The organism is Streptomyces sp. 15-116A (assembly GCF_025290915.1).
GTDB lineage: Bacteria > Actinomycetota > Actinomycetes > Streptomycetales > Streptomycetaceae > Streptomyces.
Genome location: NZ_JAOCQE010000132.1, coordinates 1 through 17,328, shown reverse-complemented (window position 1 = coordinate 17,328; position 17,328 = coordinate 1). Strand labels below are relative to the sequence as shown.

Sequence of the window (17,328 nt, the reverse complement as noted above, 5' to 3'; positions counted from 1 at the left end):
CGGCGCGGTGCAGGTCCGGCTGACGGTCAGCGGCGGGAAGATCACCAAGGCGGAGGCGGTCCAGGCGCCCAAGGGGGGCCAGAGCGACCAGATCACCTCCAACGCCGTGCCCAAGCTCAACCAGGCCGCGCTCGCGGCGCAGAGCGCGGACATCGACGCGGTGTCGGGGGCGACGTACACGAGCACCGGGTACAAGAAGTCGCTGCAGTCGGCGCTGGACAAGGCGAAGGCGGCGGGGTCTTCCGGAGCCGGGTCCGGGGCCGGTGCCGGTGCCGGGCAGGGCGCGGGGGGCGGCGGCGAGGCGCAGGCGAAGACGGTCACCGGTGACGCGGTGAAGACCCAGTACGGGCCGGTGCAGGTCCGGATCACCGTCGCGGGCGGCAAGATCACCAAGGCCGAGGCGATCCAGACGCCCAAGGGCGGGCAGAGCGACCAGATCACCTCCAACGCCGTGCCCAAGCTCAACCAGGCCGCGGTGGCGGCCGGGAGCGCGGACATCGACGCGGTGTCCGGGGCGACGTACACCAGTACCGGGTACAAGCAGTCGCTGCAGTCGGCACTGGACCGGGCCGGTGGCTGACACGGTGACGGGATCCGCCGAGGCTCCCGCCGCGGAACGCCGGGTGGTGGAGACGATGGGGACCGTCTTCTCCTTCGACGTCCGCGGCGGGGAACCCGAGGTCGTGCGCGGGGCGCTGGAGGACGCGGTGGCGGGGCTGCACCGGGTGGACGAGGTGTTCAGCACGTACCGCGAGGACAGTCAGATCTCACGGCTGGCGCGCGGGGAGCTGACGGTGAGTCAGTGCGATGCGGAGGTCGCCGAGGTGCTGGAGCTGGCGGCGGAGGCGGAGCGGGTCAGCGAGGGCTGGTTCAGCGCGCGGTACCGGGGGCGGCTGGATCCGACGGGCATCGTGAAGGGCTGGTCGGTGGAGCGGGCGGCGCGGCGGCTGGCGGCGGCGGGGGTTACCGGGGTGAGCGTCAACGGCGGCGGCGACGTCCAGCTTCTCGGCACGCCCGGGGCGCATCGGCCCTGGCGGGTCGGGGTGGCGGATCCCCTGCGGCCCGGGGGGCTGGCGGCGGTGGTCTCGTCGGCCGGCACGGACGAACTGGCGGTGGCGACGTCCGGTACGGCGGAACGGGGCGCGCACATCGTCGACCCCCGCACGGGGCGCTCCGCGGTGACGGACTTGGTCGCGGTGACGGTGGTGGCACCGTCCCTGACCTGGGCGGACTGCTGGGCGACGGCGGCGTTCGCGATGGGATCGCGGCAGGGCCTGCGCTGGCTGGAGTCCCTGGAGGACGTGGAAGCCCTGTTGGTGACGGCGGGCGACGAGGTCCGGTGGACGAGCGGCCTCGCGGCCCGCCTGGGCTGATGCAGGGGCGTGACACTCACCCGCGCTGGCGGGGGTGCCGCTGCGCCCACCCGTGCCGCCCAGCGGCACGACTGCCCGCAGCTAAGCAGGTGAGGTGAGTCCCTAAGGGGCGCGGGGAACTGCGCGACCAGCCCCCACGCACCCGCACCCGGCAGACCACGGCAGCCACCCCTTCAGTGGCCGTTCTGAGCCAGCCTCAGCAAGTGGTCCGCCAGGGCCTGCCCTCCCGTCGGCTCCCGGCTGATCAGCAGCAGCGTGTCGTCACCGGCGATCGTGCCCAGGATGTCGTGCAGCTCCGCCTGATCGATGGCGGACGCCAGAAACTGCGCCGCACCCGGAGGCGTCCGCAGGACAACAAGGTTCGCCGAAGCCTCCGCGGAGATCAGCAACTCCTGCGACAGCCTCCGCATCCGCTCCTCCTTCGCCGACTCCCCCAGCGGCGCACGAGGCGTACGGAACCCCCCCTCGCTCGGCACCGCGTAGATCAGATCGCCGTCGGTGTTGCGGATCTTCACCGCGTTCAGCTCGTCCAGGTCCCGGGAGAGCGTCGCCTGCGTGACGCTCAACCCGTCGTCGGCGAGCAGCTTCGCCAGCTGGCTCTGCGACCGCACCGGCTGCCGGTTGAGGATGTCCACGATCCGGCGGTGCCGTGCGGTGCGGGTCTGCGGCACGGCGGGCCCCGCCGTCCCGCCCGGCCCCTGTTCCTCGTGCGCCTGGCTCATCGTCGTCTCATTCTCCGGATCGTCCGTCCCCGTGAGTCGCGTCGAGGATGCCGGGCAGCGCCTGGAGCAGCGCCTCCACGTCGTCGTCGCCGAGATTCAGCGGCGGCATCAGCCGTACGACATCGGGGGCGGGCGCGTTCACCAGGTAACCGGCGTCCTGAGCCGCCTGTTGCGCCTGGGGCGCGAGCGGCTCGGTGAGCACGATACCCAGGAGGAGCCCCGCGCCCCGGACATGGGCGATCAACGGGTGGTTCAGGGACTCGATCCCGTCCCGCAGCCGCTCGCTCTGCCGCTTGACGTTCTCCAGCAGACCGTCGTCGGCGATGGTGTCCAGCACGGCGAGTCCGGCGGCGCAGGCGACGGGGTTGCCGCCGAAAGTCGTGCCGTGCTGACCGGGCTGGAGCAGTTCCGCGGCCCGCCCGAAGGCGACGGTGGCGCCGAGGGGCAGTCCGCCGCCGAGCTGCTTGGCGAGGGTGACGACGTCGGGCAGGACGCCTTCGTGGGCCTGGTAGGCGAACCAGTGCCCGGTGCGGCCGATGCCGGTCTGCACCTCGTCGAGGACGAGCAGCGATCCGGTGGCGGCGGTGATCGCGCGGGCCGCCTTGAGGTAGCCGGGCGGCGGGACGACGACGCCGTTCTCGCCCTGGATGGGCTCGATGATCACCAGGGCGGTGTCCTCGGTGACCGCGGCGGCCAGCGCCTGCGCGTCGCCGTACGGCACGTGCGTGACGTCTCCGGGCAGCGGCAGGAACGGGTCCCGCTTGCCGGGCTGGCCCGTGAGCGCGAGGGCGCCCATGGTGCGGCCGTGGAAGCCGCCGTCGGTGGCGACGACATGCGTCCGGCCGGTGAGCCGGCCGATCTTGAACGCCGCCTCGTTGGCCTCGGCGCCGGAGTTGCAGAAGAAGACCCGGCCGTCCCGGCCGAAGAGCTGGAGCAGCCGCTCGGCGAGGGCGACGGTGGGTTCGGCCATGAAGAAGTTGGAGATGTGGCCGAGGGAGCCGATCTGCCGGCTCACCGCCTCGACGATCGCGGGGTGGGCGTGGCCGAGCGCGTTGGTGGCGATGCCGCCGACGAGGTCCACGTACTGCTTGCCCTCGGCGTCCCAGACCTTGGTGCCCTCGCCGCGCACCAGGGGCAGGCGCGGGGTGCCGTAGTTGTTCATGAGCGCGCCCTGCCACCGGGCGGTCAGTTCCTCATTGGTCACGGCTCCCCCTGTCCGTCGGGCACGACCATCGTGCCGATGCCTTCGTCGGTGAAGATCTCCAGCAGGATCGAGTGCTGCACCCGGCCGTCGATGACGCGGGCGGTGGTCACGCCGTTGCGTACGGCGTGCAGGCAGCCCTCCATCTTGGGGACCATGCCGGAGGACAGCTCCGGCAGCAGCTTCTCCAGCTGGGACGCGGTGAGGCGGCTGATCACCTCGTCGGAGTTCGGCCAGTCCTCGTAGAGGCCCTCGACGTCGGTGAGGACCATGAGGGTCTCGGCGCCCAGTGCCGCAGCGAGAGCCGCAGCCGCCGTATCAGCATTGACGTTGTAGACATGGTGATCGTCCTGGGAGCGGGCGATCGACGAGACGACCGGGATACGGCCGTCCGCGAGCAGCGCCTCGATCGCTCCGGTGTCGATGTCGGTGATCTCGCCGACCCGTCCGATGTCGACGAACTCGCCGTCGATCTCGGGCTGGTGCCTGGTCGCGGTGATGGTGTGCGCGTCCTCGCCGGTGAGGCCGACGGCGAGCGGCCCGTGCTGGTTGAGCAGCCCGACCAGTTCGCGCTGCACCTGCCCGGCGAGCACCATGCGTACGACGTCCATGGCGTCCTCGGTGGTGACCCTGAGGCCCGCCTTGAACTCGCTGACGATGCCGTGCTTGTCGAGGGCGGCGCTGATCTGCGGGCCGCCGCCGTGCACGACGACGGGCTTGAGGCCGGCGTGGTGCAGGAAGACGACGTCCTGCGCGAAGGCGGCCTTGAGCTCCTCGTCGACCATGGCGTTGCCGCCGAACTTGATGACGACGGTCTTGCCGTTGTGCCGGACCAGCCAGGGCAGCGCCTCGATGAGGATCTGCGCCTTGGGGAGCGCGGTGTGTTTACGCGTGGTGCTCATGAGGAGTAGGCGCTGTTCTCGTGGACGTAGTCGGCGGTGAGGTCGTTGGTCCAGATGGTGGCGGTCTCGTCACCTGCGGCGAGGTCGGCGACGATGTGCACCTCGCGGTAGCGCATGTCGACCTTCTCGCGGTCCTCGCCGACGCCGCCGTTCTTGCACACCCAGACGCCGTTGATGGCGACGTTCAGCCGGTCGGGCTCGAAGGCGGCCTTCGTCGTGCCGATCGCGGAGAGAACGCGGCCCCAGTTGGGGTCCTCGCCGTGGATGGCGCACTTGAGGAGGTTGTTGCGGGCGATGGAGCGGCCCACCTCGACGGCGTCGTCCTCGGTCGCGGCGTTGACCACCTCGACCTTGATGTCCTTGCTGGCGCCCTCGGCGTCCCGGATGAGCTGCTGTCCGAGGTCGTCGCAGACCTGCCGTACGGCCTCGGCGAACTCCGCGTACTCCGGGGTGACTTCGGCGGCTCCGGAGGCGAGCAGCAGCACGGTGTCGTTGGTGGACATGCAGCCGTCGGAGTCGACGCGGTCGAAGGTGACCTTGGTGGCCGAGCGGAGGGCCTTGTCGAGGGTCGCGCTGTCGAGGTCGGCGTCGGTGGTGAGGACGACCAGCATGGTGGCGAGGCCGGGGGCGAGCATGCCGGCGCCCTTCGCCATGCCGCCGACGGTCCAGCCGTCCTTGGTGACGACGGACGTCTTGTGGACGGTGTCGGTGGTCTTGATGGCGATGGCGGCCTTCGCGCCGCCGTGCTCGGACAGCTGGGCGGCGGCGGTCTCGACGCCGGGCAGCAGCTTGTCCATGGGGAGCAGGACGCCGATGAGGCCGGTCGAGCAGACGGCGACCTCGCCCGCGCCGATGCCCAGCACCTCGGCGGCCTTCTCGGCGGTGGCGTGGGTGTCCTGGAAGCCCTTGGGGCCCGTACAGGCGTTGGCGCCGCCGGAGTTGAGGACGACCGCGGTGAGCTGCCCGCTCCTGAGGACCTGCTCGGACCACAGGACCGGGGCTGCCTTGACGCGGTTGGAGGTGAAGACGCCCGCGGCGGCGCGGCGGGGACCGTTGTTGACCACGAGGGCCAGGTCCGGGTTGCCGTTCTCCTTGATCCCGGCGGCGATGCCCGCCGCCGTGAATCCCTTGGCTGCCGTGACACTCACGGTGCGACTCCGATCGTGGAAAGCCCGGTGGTCTCATCGAGACCGAGGGCGAGGTTCATGCTCTGGACGGCACCGCCCGAGGTGCCCTTGGTCAGGTTGTCGATGGCGCTGATCGCGATGATGCGGTGCGCGGCCTCGTCGTACGCGACCTGCACCTGAACGGCGTTCGAACCGTGGACGGACGCCGTCGCGGGCCACTGGCCCTCGGGGAGCAGATGCACGAAGGGCTCGTCGGCGTAGGCCTTGTCGTAGGCGGCGCGGACGGACTCGGCGGTGACGCCGTCCTTCGCGGTGGCGCTGCAGGTGGCGAGGATGCCGCGGGGCATCGGCGCGAGGGTCGGGGTGAAGGAGACGGTGACCGGCTCCCCCGCCGCCGCGCTGAGGTTCTGGATCATCTCGGGGGTGTGCCGGTGGACGCCGCCGACGCCGTACGGGGACATGGAGCCCATGACCTCGCTGCCCAGCAGGTGCGGCTTGGGCGCCTTGCCCGCGCCGGAGGTGCCGGAGGCGGCGACGATCACGGCCTCGGGCTCGGCGAGACCGGCCGCGTAGGCCGGGTACAGGGCCAGGGAGACGGCGGTCGGGTAGCAGCCGGGCACCGCGATGCGCTTGGACCCCTCCAGCGCGGCGCGGGCACCCGGCAGTTCGGGAAGGCCGTAGGGCCAGGTGCCGGCGTGCGGGGAGCCGTAGAACCGCTCCCAGTCACCGGCGTCCTTCAGCCGGAAGTCGGCGCCCATGTCGACGACCAGGACGTCCGGACCGAGCTGCTCGGCGACGGCGGCGGACTGGCCGTGCGGCAGCGCGAGGAACACGACGTCGTGACCGGCGAGGACGGCGGCGGTGGTCGGCTCCAGTACGCGGTCGGCGAGCGGCAGCAGATGCGGCTGCAGCGCCCCGAGCCGCTGCCCGGCGTTGCTGTTGCCGGTCAGGGTGCCGATCTCGATCCCGGGGTGGGCCAGCAGCAGACGCAGCAGCTCTCCGCCCGCGTATCCGCTCGCTCCGGCCACTGCCGCACGTACCGCCATGGATATCCTCCTCCTCAGAGGCATGACTATACGTATCGCTGCACGTTTATGCAATCAGTTCTCCTCGCCCGGGGAGCGGCCTCTTGACCCGTGTGACCGCAGCCACTACTTTGCGACAAAGCCGACCCATGAGAACCGGAAGGAGGCGACCGGCGGATGTACACCAACGCTGATCTGAGTCGCCTCGTCCACCGCACTGTCTGGGTTCCGGGTCGGATCGCGCACGGCTGCTGAACGCGCCGTCTCTGATGTGCCACCTCGTGGCACGCTCCGCGTCTCCCCATCACTTCCTTTCCTCGCTTCGCGGCATGGCGTCGTCGTACGCACCATGCCCCTCAGCGCCTGCTCCCCTCATCCGGCGCGCCTGAACACAGAAAGCTGCCTGAAAATTGGCGAACACAACTGCGCGGATCACGGTCAACGGAGAAGAGACACCGATCTCACCGGCCGCGCCCCACACCACGACGCTGGACTTCCTGCGCGACCGTGGCCTCACCGGCACCAAGGAGGGCTGCGCCGAGGGTGAGTGCGGCGCCTGTTCGGTCCTGGTGGCCCGTCCCGGGGTGAACAAGCCGACCGACTGGGTGGCGGTCAACGCCTGCCTGGTGCCGGTCGCCGCACTCGACGGCCAGGAGATCGTCACCGCCGAGGGCCTCGCGACCGCCGGTGAGCCCGGCATGCCGCCCGCCCTGCACCCCGTGCAGCAGGAGATGGCGGTCCGCGGCGGCTCCCAGTGCGGTTACTGCACCCCGGGCTTCGTGTGCAGCATGGCCGCCGAGTACTACCGGCCCGACCGCTGCGCCCACGCGGACGCGGGCGACGGCACGGACGCCGGGCACGGTGACGCCGAGCACGGTCCGAACGGCTTCGATCTGCACGCCCTGAGCGGCAACCTGTGCCGCTGCACCGGGTACCGCCCGATCCGCGACGCCGCCTTCGCCGTCGGTGAGCCGGCGGACGAGGACCCCCTCGCCCAGCGGCGCGAGCGGCCCGCGCCCGAGCCCGCCGTGACCGAGTACGCCCAGGACGGCAGCTCGTTCCTGCGGCCGGGCACCCTCGCCGAGACGCTGGAGCTGCTGCGCGCGCGGCCCGACGCCGTGGTGGTGGCCGGCAGCACCGACTGGGGCGTGGAGGTCAACATCCGTGCCCGGCGGGCCGATTGCGTGATCGCGATCGACCGGCTGCCCGAACTGCGCGAGCTGCGCGTCGAGTCCGGCCACATCGAGATCGGCGCGGCCGTGACGCTCACCGAGATCGAGCGCCGCCTGGACGGCGAGGTCCCGCTGCTGGCCGAGCTGTTCCCGCAGTTCGCCTCGCGGCTCATCCGCAACAGCGCGACCCTCGGCGGCAACCTGGGCACCGGCTCGCCCATCGGCGACAGCCCGCCGGTGCTGCTCGCGCTGGAGGCGTCGGTGGTCCTCGCCGGCGCCGACGGCGAGCGCGAGGTGCCACTGGCCGAGTACTTCACCGGCTACCGGCAGAGCGTGCGCCGGCCCGGCGAGCTGATCCGCGCGGTGCGGATCCCGCTGCCGCTGTCCCCCGTGACGGCCTTCCACAAGATCGCCAAGCGGCGCTTCGACGACATCTCCAGCGTGGCGGTCGCGTTCGCGCTCGACGTCGAGGACGGTGTCGTCCGCAAGGCCCGGATCGGCCTGGGCGGTGTGGCCGCCACCCCGATCCGCGCCCTCGCCACCGAGGCGGCCCTGGAGGGCGAGGCGTGGACGGCGGAGACCGTCGAGGCCGCGGCACGGGTGCTGCGGGGTGAGGGCACGCCGATGGACGACCATCGCGCCAGCTCCCTCTACCGTTCCGCGATGCTCGGCCAGAGCCTGCTGAAGCTGTACGCACAGACCACCGAGGCGGTGTCGTCATGAGCCATCTGTCCGAGCGTCCCGAGAAGCCCGTCGTCGGTGTCTCGCTGCCGCACGAGAGCGCCGTCCAGCACGTGACCGGCACCGCGCTCTACACCGACGACCTGGTGCACCGCACCAAGGACGTGCTGCACGCCTACCCCGTGCAGGTCATGAAGGCGCACGGCCGGATCACCGCGCTGCGCACCGAGCCCGCCCTGGCGGTGCCCGGTGTGGTGCGCGTGCTGACCGGTGCCGACGTGCCCGGCGTCAACGACGCCGGGATGAAGCACGACGAGCCGCTGTTCCCCGACGAGGTCATGTTCCACGGCCACGCGGTCGCCTGGGTGCTCGGCGAGACCCTGGAGGCGGCCCGGCTCGGTGCCGCGGCCGTCGAGGTGGAGCTCGAGGAGCTGCCCGCCCTGGTCACGCTCCAGGAGGCGATCGCCGCGGGCAGTTACCACGGCGCCCAGCCCCTGATGGAGACCGGTGACATCGACGCCGGCTTCGCCGACTCCGCGCACGTGATCACCGGCGAGTTCCAGTTCGCCGGCCAGGAGCACTTCTACCTGGAGACGCACGCGGCGCTGGCGCAGATCGACGAGAACGGGCAGCTGTTCATCCAGAGCAGCACCCAGCACCCGTCGGAGACCCAGGAGATCGTCTCGCACGTGCTCGGGGTGCCCGCGCATGAGGTGACCGTGCAGTGTCTGCGGATGGGCGGCGGCTTCGGCGGCAAGGAGATGCAGCCGCACGGGTTCGCGGCCATCGCGGCGCTCGGTGCCAAGCTCACCGGCCGGCCGGTGCGGTTCCGGCTCAACCGGACCCAGGACCTGACGATGTCCGGCAAGCGGCACGGGTTCCACGCGAAGTGGAAGATCGGCTTCGATGCGGAGGGACGCATCCAGGCCCTGGACGCCACCCTGGTCGCGGACGGCGGCTGGAGCCTGGATCTGTCCGAGCCGGTGCTGGCCCGCGCGCTGTGCCACATCGACAACACCTACTGGATCCCCAACGCGCGGGTCGCGGGCCGGATCGCGAAGACCAACACGGTGTCCAACACGGCGTTCCGCGGCTTCGGCGGACCGCAGGGCATGCTGGTGATCGAGGACATCCTGGGCCGCTGCGCACCCCAGCTGGGCCTGGACCCGATGGAGCTGCGCGAGCGCAACTTCTACCGGCCGGGCCAGGGCCAGACCACGCCGTACGGGCAGCCGGTCACCCAGCCCGAGCGGATCTCCACGGTCTGGCAGCAGGTCAAGGAGAGCGCCGGCATCGCCGACCGCAAGCGCGAGATCGCCGCGTTCAACGCGGCGCACCCGCACACCAAGCGGGCGCTGGCGCTCACCGGCATCAAGTTCGGCATCTCGTTCAACCTCACCGCCTTCAACCAGGGCGGCGCGCTGGTGCTGATCTACAAGGACGGCTCGGTCCTGATCAACCACGGCGGCACGGAGATGGGCCAGGGCCTGCACACCAAGATGATCCAGGTGGCCGCGACCACCCTGGGCATCCCGCTGCACAAGGTCCGCCTCGCCCCGACGCGCACCGACAAGGTGCCCAACACCTCGGCCACCGCCGCCAGTTCGGGTGCCGACCTGAACGGCGGGGCGATCAAGAACGCCTGTGAGCAGCTGCGCGAGCGGCTGGTTCAGGTCGCCGCGACCCAGCTCGGCGCGAACGCCTCGGACGTACGCATCGTCGAGGGCGTCGCACGCGCCCTGGGCAGCGACAAGGAGCTGGCCTGGGACGACCTGGTGCGCACCGCGTACTTCCAGCGGGTGCAGCTGTCGGCGGCCGGTTTCTACCGGACCGAGGGGCTGCACTGGGACGCGAAGTCGTTCCGCGGCTCCCCGTTCAAGTACTTCGCCTACGGTGCCGCGGCGACCGAGGTGGAGGTGGACGGCTTCACCGGCGCCTACCGCATCCGGCGGGTGGACATCGTGCACGACGTCGGCGACAGCCTCTCCCCGATGATCGACATCGGTCAGGTGGAGGGCGGTTTCGTGCAGGGCGCGGGCTGGCTGACCCTGGAGGACCTGCGCTGGGACACCGGTGACGGGCCGGGCCGCGGCCGGCTGCTGACCCAGGCGGCCAGCACGTACAAGCTGCCGAGCTTCTCGGAGATGCCCGAGGAGTTCAACGTGACGCTGCTGGAGAACGCCACCGAGGAGGGCGCGGTCTACGGCTCCAAGGCGGTGGGTGAGCCTCCGCTCATGCTGGCCTTCTCGGTGCGTGAGGCGCTGCGTGAGGCCGCCGCCGCGTTCGGGCCGGGCGGGGTGCCCGTGGAACTGGCGTCGCCCGCGACGCCGGAGGCGGTCTACTGGGCGATCCAGGCGGCGCGCGGGGCTTCCACCGACGGTGCGGTCGTCGACGGCACGGTCCGCGCCGAAGCGCTGAGCGGTGCCTGACATGACGTGGGTCGCCGCGGTCGCGCGGTTGCGGGCACGCCGGGAACCCGGGGTGCTCGTGACCGTCGCGGCCGTGCGCGGCCACGCTCCGCGTGACGCCGGTGCCAAGCTCGTCGTGGGGCGCGGCGAGACCTGGGGCTCGATCGGCGGCGGCAATGTCGAGGCCGTGGCGATCGACCGGGCCCGGGAGATGATCGCCGCGGGCGAGCGGAAGCCGGAGCTGATGGACTTCGCCCTGAACGACAAGGTGACCAACCAGCACGGCGTGCAGTGCTGCGGCGGCACCGTCGCGGTGCTGCTCGAACCGCTGCCGGTGGTCCGGGCCGTGGCGGTCTTCGGAGTCGGTCATGTCGGTCTGGAGCTGGCGCGCATCCTGGCCCGTCAGGAACTCGACCTGCACCTGATCGACTCCCGGGCCGATGTCATCGCGCCGGAACGGCTGGAGGTGCTGTCCGACGCGGTGGCGCAGGTGCACGTGCATCACACGCCGCTGCTGCCGGAGGAGGTCCTTCAGGAGCTGCCGCAGGGCACCCATGTGCTGATCATGACGCACGATCACGCCGAGGACGCCGCCCTGTGCGACGCCGCCCTGCGCACCCCCCACCTCGGCTCCATCGGGCTGATCGGCTCGACGGCGAAGTGGGCGCGGTTCCGCAAGCGCCTCGCCACCGAGGGCGGGCACGACGACGCTGTCATCGACCGGATCAAGACCCCGATCGGACTGCCCGACATCACCGGCAAGGAGCCGGCGACCATCGCGGTGAGCGTCGCGGCGGATCTGCTGCGGACGTTCGAGTCCGAGGGGAACTGAAGCCCACATCTACGTAAGAGGGCCCCGCGCCAGTGGCGCGGGGCCCTCTTCCCGTCCGTCGCCCGTCAGTAGGCGATGCGGTCCGCCTTGGCGATCCAGGCGTCGAACGGCTGGGTGCGGTGCGGCAGATCGAGGTGCTCGACCTCCATCGGCCACAGCTCCTGGGGGCGCTTGTCGAACAGGTCGTAGAACTTCCGGTCGTCGAAGCCGGCCACGGCCGCGTCGTGCCGGTCGGCGGCGTAGATGAGCCGGTCGACGCGGGCCCACAGGGACGAGGACAGACACATCGGGCAGGGCTCGCACGAGGTGACGAGGGTGCAGCCCTCCAGGCTGAAGGTGCCGAGCTCCTTGCAGGCGGCGCGGATGGCGCTGACCTCGGCGTGCGCGGTGGGGTCGAGGCTGGAGGTGACCTGGTTGTTGCCGAGGGCGACGATCTCGCCGTCCTTGGCGATCAGGGCACCGAAGGGGCCTCCGCCATGGGCCACGCTGTCGGTGGCGAGCTGGACGGCACGCTCCATCCAGGCGCGCTCGAACTCACGGATTCCGGTCTCGGCCGTGCGGGTGGTCATGGCAAGCTCCTTGTCATCGCGACGTGTACGCGGAGTACGACGTGTACGAGGAGTACACAGCCTGCTGATCAGCGCGGACCAGAAACCGAAGGCATGAACTGCGGCCCGCCTCGGACCCACACTTCGTAGGCTCCTACAAAGACGCCCGGCACCCCCCGCCTACCTCTGCTTGATCCGCAGGAACGTGACCGAGTTCGGTGCGAAGGTGTACGTGAACTCGTCCGCCACCCCCGAGAACGTCGACGTCACCGGGGTCACCGGTGTGTCCGTCTCGGTGTTGACCGCGTCCTGGTCGGCGGCCAGCGTGGTGACGCGGGCCCGGGAGGAGACCTTCGCGCCGCCGAGGTCGATCGCCGTGCGGGCGGCCGTGTCCTGGGCGTTGACGACCTTGACGATCAGGTCGCCGGTCCGCGCGTCCTCGGTGATCACCTGGCGGAACGGCTCGGCCGGCTTGTCGTCGGTGAAGCTGCCCCACTCCTGGCCGTCGAGGTAGAGGGTCACCTGGCGGCCCCGCACCTTGATGTCGATGTCGTAGGCGCGGCCCGTCTCGATCGACCCGGCCTTGGAGATCAGCGTCGACTTGCCGCCGTCCACGGCCTGCTCGACGGCGGACTGGGTGTTGTTCCAGCCGCCCAGGTTCCACCAGTAGTAGGTGCCGGTGTCCTTGACGCCGAAGGCGATGAGGAAGCCCTCCTTGCCGGACTTCTTGGTGGCCTTCACGTGCAGGTCGTAGTTCTGCCAGGCGGGATCGCCGGCGGTGACGAGGGTGTTCTCGGCGGACTCGTCGGTCTGGACATAGGCCCCGTCCTGGACGGTCCAGCTGCCGGTTCCGCCCGGAGTCCACTGCGAGGCGTCACCGGAGAAGTCGTCGCTCAGCAGCGTCTTCCCGTCCGCCGAGGTGACCTTCACGTCGTCGTACGCGGCGCTGGTGGCCCAGGTGGACAGGCCGATGCCGCCGGTGATGGGGCCGCTGACGTCCGGGGTGGTGGTCGCCTTCGAGGGGATCACGCGGTCGCCGGTGTTGGTCATGAACAGCTTCTGGACCTCGTAGTTGGCCGAGCCCCAGGAGGCGTGGTTGTTGAACCAGATCATGTCCGGCGACCACTGGACGTAGTCCTCGTTGGCGAGCAGCGGCGCGTACGAGGCGAGCTTGACGATGTCGGCGTTGCGTTCCAGGCCGGTCATGTAGGCGGCTTCGGCGAGGGCGTTCCTCCAGGCGTTGCCCTGGGAGGCGTACTCGCCGAGGAAGACCTCGGGGCCCTGGCGGTCGTAGGAGTCGTAGCGGTCGTTGTTCTGCAGGAACCACTGCGGGCTGTTGTAGTAGTGCTCGTCGACCATGTCGACCTTGCCCTCGCGGTTCAGCTGCCAGGCCGTCTCGAAGGTCGTACCGGAGTCGTCGGGGCCCGAGTTGGAGATGACGGTGATGTCCGGGTACTTCGCCTCGATGGCGGCCCGGAACTTCTCGAAGCGGGCGTAGAACTCGCGGGGCAGGTTCTCCTCGTTGCCGACGCCGAGGTGGGTGAGGCCGAAGGGCTTGGGGTGGCCCATCCGGGCGCGGACCTTGCCCCAGGTGGAGGTGGCGGGGCCGTTGGCGAACTCGATGAGGTCCAGGGTGTCCTGGATGTGCCGCTTCAGCAGGGCCTCGTCGTCGGTGGCCTTGTTCTGGCCGCAGCCGGTGACCAGGGCGGGGACGACGGGCAGGGGCATCGCGCCGATGTCCTCGGCGAAGCGGAAGTACTCGTAGTAGCCGAGGCCGTAACTCTGGTTGTAACCCCAGAAGTTGGCGTTGGTGGCGCGTTCCTCGACCGGCCCGACGGTGTCCTTCCACTGGTAGGCGCGCTTGCGCTCCCAGCCGCTGGCCTCGCTGTAGTCCTCCATGAAGCCGGTGTTGACCAGGCAGCCTCCGGGGAAGCGCACGAAGCCCGGCTTCAGGGCGGCGATCTTCTCTGCGAGGTCCTTGCGCAGGCCGCCCGGCTGGTTCTTGTAGGTGTCGCGGGGGAACAGCGACACCATGTCGAGGGCGGCCGTCTGTGTGGTGGCGACGGTGAGGCGGCCGCGGCTGCTGGTGCGGGTCGCGGTGAAGCCGGCCCGGTACTTGGTCCAGCCGCCCTTGACGGCGACCTGGCGGGCGTCGGCCAGGGCACCGGCGGTGTCCTTGAGGCCGACGCTCAGGGTCGTGCCGTTCTCGGCCCGCGCCCACACCGAGAAGTCGTAGCGCTTGCCCTTCTCCACGCGGATGCCGGTGTTGTAGCCCGCGTTGGCGACGGAGGAGCCGGCGTCCAGGGACAGGTAGGTGCGGTTGCGCTCGTTCAGACGGCCGGAGTCGTCTGCGGTCTTCGCCGTGCCGGTGACCGTCCAGGAGGTCAGGGGTGTGTAGGAGCCGTTGTCGGCGGTGGAGTACTCGAAGGACCGGTTCTGGACGAGCTCGGCGTACAGACCGCCGTCTGCGGCGCGGTTGATGTCCTCGAAGAAGACGCCGTACATCGTGTCGTCGATCGCCGCGCCCCGGCCGTCCGGGTCGACGGTGATCGTGTAGTCGGCGGCGGCCTCGGCGTGCGCGGGGGCGGGCAGCACTGCCGTGGCGGTCAGGAGGGCGGTGGCGCTGAGACCTAGTCTCCAGCGGGTGCGTGACATGGATACTCCGCGGCTCGGGGGCAGGGGTGGGACACCCCTGCTTGTTCGAAATATCAAACACTGATCAGCACTTCGAACGGCAAGATAGGGAGGGGGCAGGGACGCGTCAATGGGTCGCGCGGCAGCGCACGGGACGGAGAACGGGGCACGATGGGCGAGTTCTGGCCAGTGCCGGATGTGCTGGCGTATCTGCGGGGCAGCTGGCGGGTGACCCGCACCGTGCGGGACCTGGCGAGCGGCGACGAGGGTGACTTCCGCGGCACCACCGCGTTCCGGCCATCGTCCGAGGGCGGCCTGCTGCACGAGGAGTCCGGCACGTTCACCTGGCGCGGTGTCGCCCGGCCCGCCGAGCGGACACTGCGTTTCCTGCCGGGGCCCGGCGGCACGGCGGACGTACGGTTCGCGGACGGCCGCCCGTTCCACGACCTGGATCTGACCGAGGGGCGGCACAGCGCCGACCACCCCTGCTCGGCGGACCTCTACCGCGGCGAGTTCACCGTCCGGGACGCGAACCACTGGCGTACGGTCTGGCGGGTGCGCGGACCGGCCAAGGACCTGGAGATCACCACCGACTACGCGCGCGTGGGCTGAGCGGCCACGCTGTCCAGCCGCAGACTCCAGCGGCCGGCCCGGCCCGTCACGGTGGTCGTGGACAGCGGGCGGACGTCGAGGCTCCAGTACGTCGCGGGCGGGGCCTTCAGCACGTACACCAGCGCCGCGCGGATCACGGACGGTTCGGCCACGGCGACGATCCGGCAGCCGTCCTCCACGGGCCGGGTGTCGAGCCAGCCGCCGACCCGGGTGATGAACTCCGTCATCGACTCACCGCCGTGCACCCGGGCCCTCGGGTCGGCGAGCCAGGCGTCCACCGTCTGCGGCTCCCGGGCCATCGCCTCGCCCAGGGTCAGTCCGCGCCAGCGGCCCATGTCGCAGTCGCGCAGGGCGAGCTGGACCAGCGGGGCGTAGCCGAGTCCGTCACCGGTGGCGCGGCTGCGCGGGGCGGGCGAGCAGTAGCGCAGATCGGCGGCGGCGAGCGGCAGCAGCTCGTGGGCGACGCGCTGCACCTCGCTCCAGCCGGTGTGGTCCAGCGGCTGGTCGTCCTGGAAACGCTCGCCGAGCAGCGAGGAGGAGCTCCCCGCGGCGGCGACGAACGTGACCCGAAGTGCCATGCGGCGAATCGTGAGCCGCGAAAGTGTCCAGGTCAAGGGGTCCTGTGCGAGCGTCACGCAGGGTACGCCGGATCTTACTCGCCGGTCAGGACCTGCCGGACAAGCCACCCGAAACGCCCAGCCGGCCGGCTCCTCCTCAGTCGAGGACGAGCGCCATCCAGTGGTCGGGCCGGTCCAGCGGCCGGAACCCCAGCTTCGCGTAGACGCCGTGCGCGTCGTGCGTGGCGAGCAGGATCCGCCGCAACCCGTGCGGCCGCAGCTCCTCGCGTACGGCGGCCACCAGCGCCGTGCCGACGCCCTTGCCGCGCACCGACGGGTCCACGTACACATCGCACAGCCACGCGAAGGTCGCCCGGTCGGTGATCACCCGGGCGTAGGCCACCTGCTCGCCCGAGACCGACTCGTACACCCCGAAGTTGAGCGAGCCCGCGATCGCCGCGTCCTGCTTGGCGCGGGAGCGGCCGAGCGCCCAGTAGGCGTCGCCGGACAGCCACCGGTGCACGCGCGGGGCGTCGATGCGATCGGGGTCAGTGGAGATCTCGTAGCCCTCGGGCAGGCGCGGGGTGTCAGTCATGGCGGGATGCTCGCAGGCGGGGGCGCGGGGCGTCGAACGGTTTCCCCAGCGCCTCGTCGCACGCGGTGCGCAGCCGTCGAACGGCTATCCCAGCACCTCGTCGCACGCGGTGCGCAGCCGTCGTACGCCCTCGGTGATCTCCCCGGCACCGGCCACCGCCGCGAAGCTCAGCCGCAGATGGCCGGCCGGGGGTTCGGCGCTGAAGTAGGCGCGGCCCGGGGTGACGGCGACGCCCGCGCGCAGGGCGGCGGCCGTCAGCGCGGACTCGGAGGCACCGTCGGGCAGCCGCAGCCACAGGTGGTAGCCACCGGACGGGATGTGTGGCAGGGCGAGTTCCGGCAGGTGGAGCCGGAGCGCGGCGGCCATGGCGTCGCGGCGGGCCCGCAACTCGGCGGAGATCGCCCGCAGATGGCGGGGCCAGGCGGGCGAGCCGACGAGCTCAAGGGTGGCCTCCTGCAGCGGCCGGGGCACGAAGAAGGTGTCGACGACCTGGATCGCCCGCAGCCGTTCCAGGACGGGACCGTGGGCGGCGAGGGCGCTGACCCGGAAGCTGGGCGAGGTCGCCTTGGTCAGCGACGAGACGTGGACGACCACCCCGTCGGGGTCGTCGGCGGCGAGCGGACGCGGCAGCGGGCCCGCGTCCTCGTGCACCAGCCGCCGCACGAAGTCGTCCTCGATCACGAAGGCGCCCGCCTCGCGCGCGATGCGCAGCACCTCGCCGCGCCGCTCGGACGCGAGTACGGCACCGGTGGGGTTCTGGAACAGCGGCTGGCAGACGCACACCCGGGCGCCGCTCGCGCGGAAGGCGTCGGCGAGCAGCGCGGGCCGTACACCGTCGGCGTCCACGGGGACGGGCACGGGCCGCAGTCCGGCGGCGCGGGCGATGGCCAGCATGCCCGGGTAGGTGGGCGACTCGACGAGGACGGGGGCGCCGGGCGG

General features: G+C 71.3%; 16 protein-coding genes. 6 read left to right on the top strand and 10 right to left on the bottom strand.

Annotation, left to right across the window (positions count from 1 at the left end; genetic code table 11):
* Both N4P33_RS20815 and N4P33_RS20810 read left to right on the top strand, forming a co-directional pair.
* Positions 1-580, top strand: a 580-nt coding sequence (locus N4P33_RS20815) for an FMN-binding protein (protein ID WP_260828162.1), incomplete at its 5' end; no start/stop codon positions are given.
* Positions 581-635: 55 nt separating this feature from the next.
* Positions 636-1,373: an FAD:protein FMN transferase gene (locus N4P33_RS20810; protein WP_260828163.1), complete on the top strand. Its 738-nt coding sequence runs from the start codon at positions 636-638 to the stop codon at positions 1,371-1,373.
* A 173-nt stretch (positions 1,374-1,546) separates the two neighbouring features.
* Here the strand turns inward: N4P33_RS20810 and N4P33_RS20805 are convergent, their stop codons facing one another.
* From N4P33_RS20805 to argC, 5 genes are read right to left on the bottom strand one after another with little or no spacing between them, the layout of a single operon-like run.
* Positions 1,547-2,095 carry an arginine repressor gene (locus N4P33_RS20805; protein WP_260828161.1) on the bottom strand — a complete coding sequence of 183 codons (549 nt, stop codon included), beginning with the start codon at positions 2,093-2,095 and terminating at the stop codon, positions 1,547-1,549.
* A 7-nt stretch (positions 2,096-2,102) separates the two neighbouring features.
* A complete protein-coding gene (locus tag N4P33_RS20800) occupies positions 2,103-3,299 on the bottom strand; it encodes an acetylornithine transaminase (RefSeq protein WP_260828160.1) in 1,197 nt (398 codons plus the stop codon).
* Positions 3,296-4,198, bottom strand: a complete 903-nt coding sequence (gene argB / locus N4P33_RS20795; protein ID WP_260828159.1) for an acetylglutamate kinase — start codon at positions 4,196-4,198, stop codon at positions 3,296-3,298. Before argB ends, N4P33_RS20800 begins: the two co-directional genes overlap by 4 nt.
* Entirely contained in the window at positions 4,195-5,346 is a 1,152-nt protein-coding gene (argJ, locus tag N4P33_RS20790) for a bifunctional glutamate N-acetyltransferase/amino-acid acetyltransferase ArgJ (protein WP_260828158.1), read from the bottom strand. Before argJ ends, argB begins: the two co-directional genes overlap by 4 nt.
* Complete coding sequence (argC, locus tag N4P33_RS20785) at positions 5,343-6,371, bottom strand: N-acetyl-gamma-glutamyl-phosphate reductase (protein ID WP_260828157.1); 1,029 nt, start codon at positions 6,369-6,371, stop codon at positions 5,343-5,345. Before argC ends, argJ begins: the two co-directional genes overlap by 4 nt.
* A gap of 389 nt (positions 6,372-6,760) precedes the next feature.
* Between argC and N4P33_RS20780 the strand changes: the two genes are divergently transcribed.
* The 3 genes from N4P33_RS20780 to xdhC are packed head-to-tail and all read left to right on the top strand — an operon-like array spanning position 6,761 to position 11,443.
* A complete protein-coding gene (locus N4P33_RS20780) occupies positions 6,761-8,245 on the top strand; it encodes a xanthine dehydrogenase small subunit (protein WP_260828156.1) in 1,485 nt (494 codons plus the stop codon).
* Positions 8,242-10,632: a xanthine dehydrogenase molybdopterin binding subunit gene (xdhB, locus tag N4P33_RS20775; RefSeq protein WP_260828155.1), complete on the top strand. Its 2,391-nt coding sequence runs from the start codon at positions 8,242-8,244 to the stop codon at positions 10,630-10,632. The genes N4P33_RS20780 and xdhB overlap by 4 nt, the downstream gene beginning before the upstream one ends.
* A 1-nt stretch (position 10,633) precedes the next feature.
* Positions 10,634-11,443, top strand: a complete 810-nt coding sequence (gene xdhC, locus N4P33_RS20770; protein ID WP_260828154.1) for a xanthine dehydrogenase accessory protein XdhC — start codon at positions 10,634-10,636, stop codon at positions 11,441-11,443.
* A 65-nt stretch (positions 11,444-11,508) separates the two neighbouring features.
* Here xdhC and N4P33_RS20765 read toward each other — a convergent pair whose 3' ends face one another.
* Both N4P33_RS20765 and N4P33_RS20760 read right to left on the bottom strand, forming a co-directional pair.
* Positions 11,509-12,012 carry a nucleoside deaminase gene (locus N4P33_RS20765; protein WP_260828153.1) on the bottom strand — a complete coding sequence of 168 codons (504 nt, stop codon included), beginning with the start codon at positions 12,010-12,012 and terminating at the stop codon, positions 11,509-11,511.
* 159 nt (positions 12,013-12,171) lie between these two features.
* Complete coding sequence (locus tag N4P33_RS20760; RefSeq protein ID WP_260828152.1) at positions 12,172-14,646, bottom strand: alpha-L-arabinofuranosidase C-terminal domain-containing protein; 2,475 nt, start codon at positions 14,644-14,646, stop codon at positions 12,172-12,174.
* A gap of 150 nt (positions 14,647-14,796) precedes the next feature.
* Here N4P33_RS20760 and N4P33_RS20755 point away from each other — a divergent pair, with 150 nt between their 5' ends.
* On the top strand, positions 14,797-15,237 hold the full coding sequence (locus N4P33_RS20755; protein ID WP_260828151.1) for a DUF6314 family protein: 441 nt from the start codon (positions 14,797-14,799) through the stop codon (positions 15,235-15,237).
* Here the strand turns inward: N4P33_RS20755 and N4P33_RS20750 are convergent.
* From N4P33_RS20750 to N4P33_RS20740, 3 genes are all read right to left on the bottom strand, one after another.
* Positions 15,219-15,815: a histidine phosphatase family protein gene (locus tag N4P33_RS20750; RefSeq protein WP_260828150.1), complete on the bottom strand. Its 597-nt coding sequence runs from the start codon at positions 15,813-15,815 to the stop codon at positions 15,219-15,221. The genes N4P33_RS20755 and N4P33_RS20750 overlap by 19 nt on opposite strands.
* 136 nt (positions 15,816-15,951) lie before the next feature.
* Positions 15,952-16,389, bottom strand: a complete 438-nt coding sequence (locus N4P33_RS20745) for a GNAT family N-acetyltransferase (RefSeq protein ID WP_260828149.1) — start codon at positions 16,387-16,389, stop codon at positions 15,952-15,954.
* An 84-nt stretch (positions 16,390-16,473) separates the two neighbouring features.
* Positions 16,474-17,328 (bottom strand): PLP-dependent aminotransferase family protein (locus N4P33_RS20740; protein WP_260828148.1); only part of this gene is annotated, 855 nt, incomplete at its 5' end.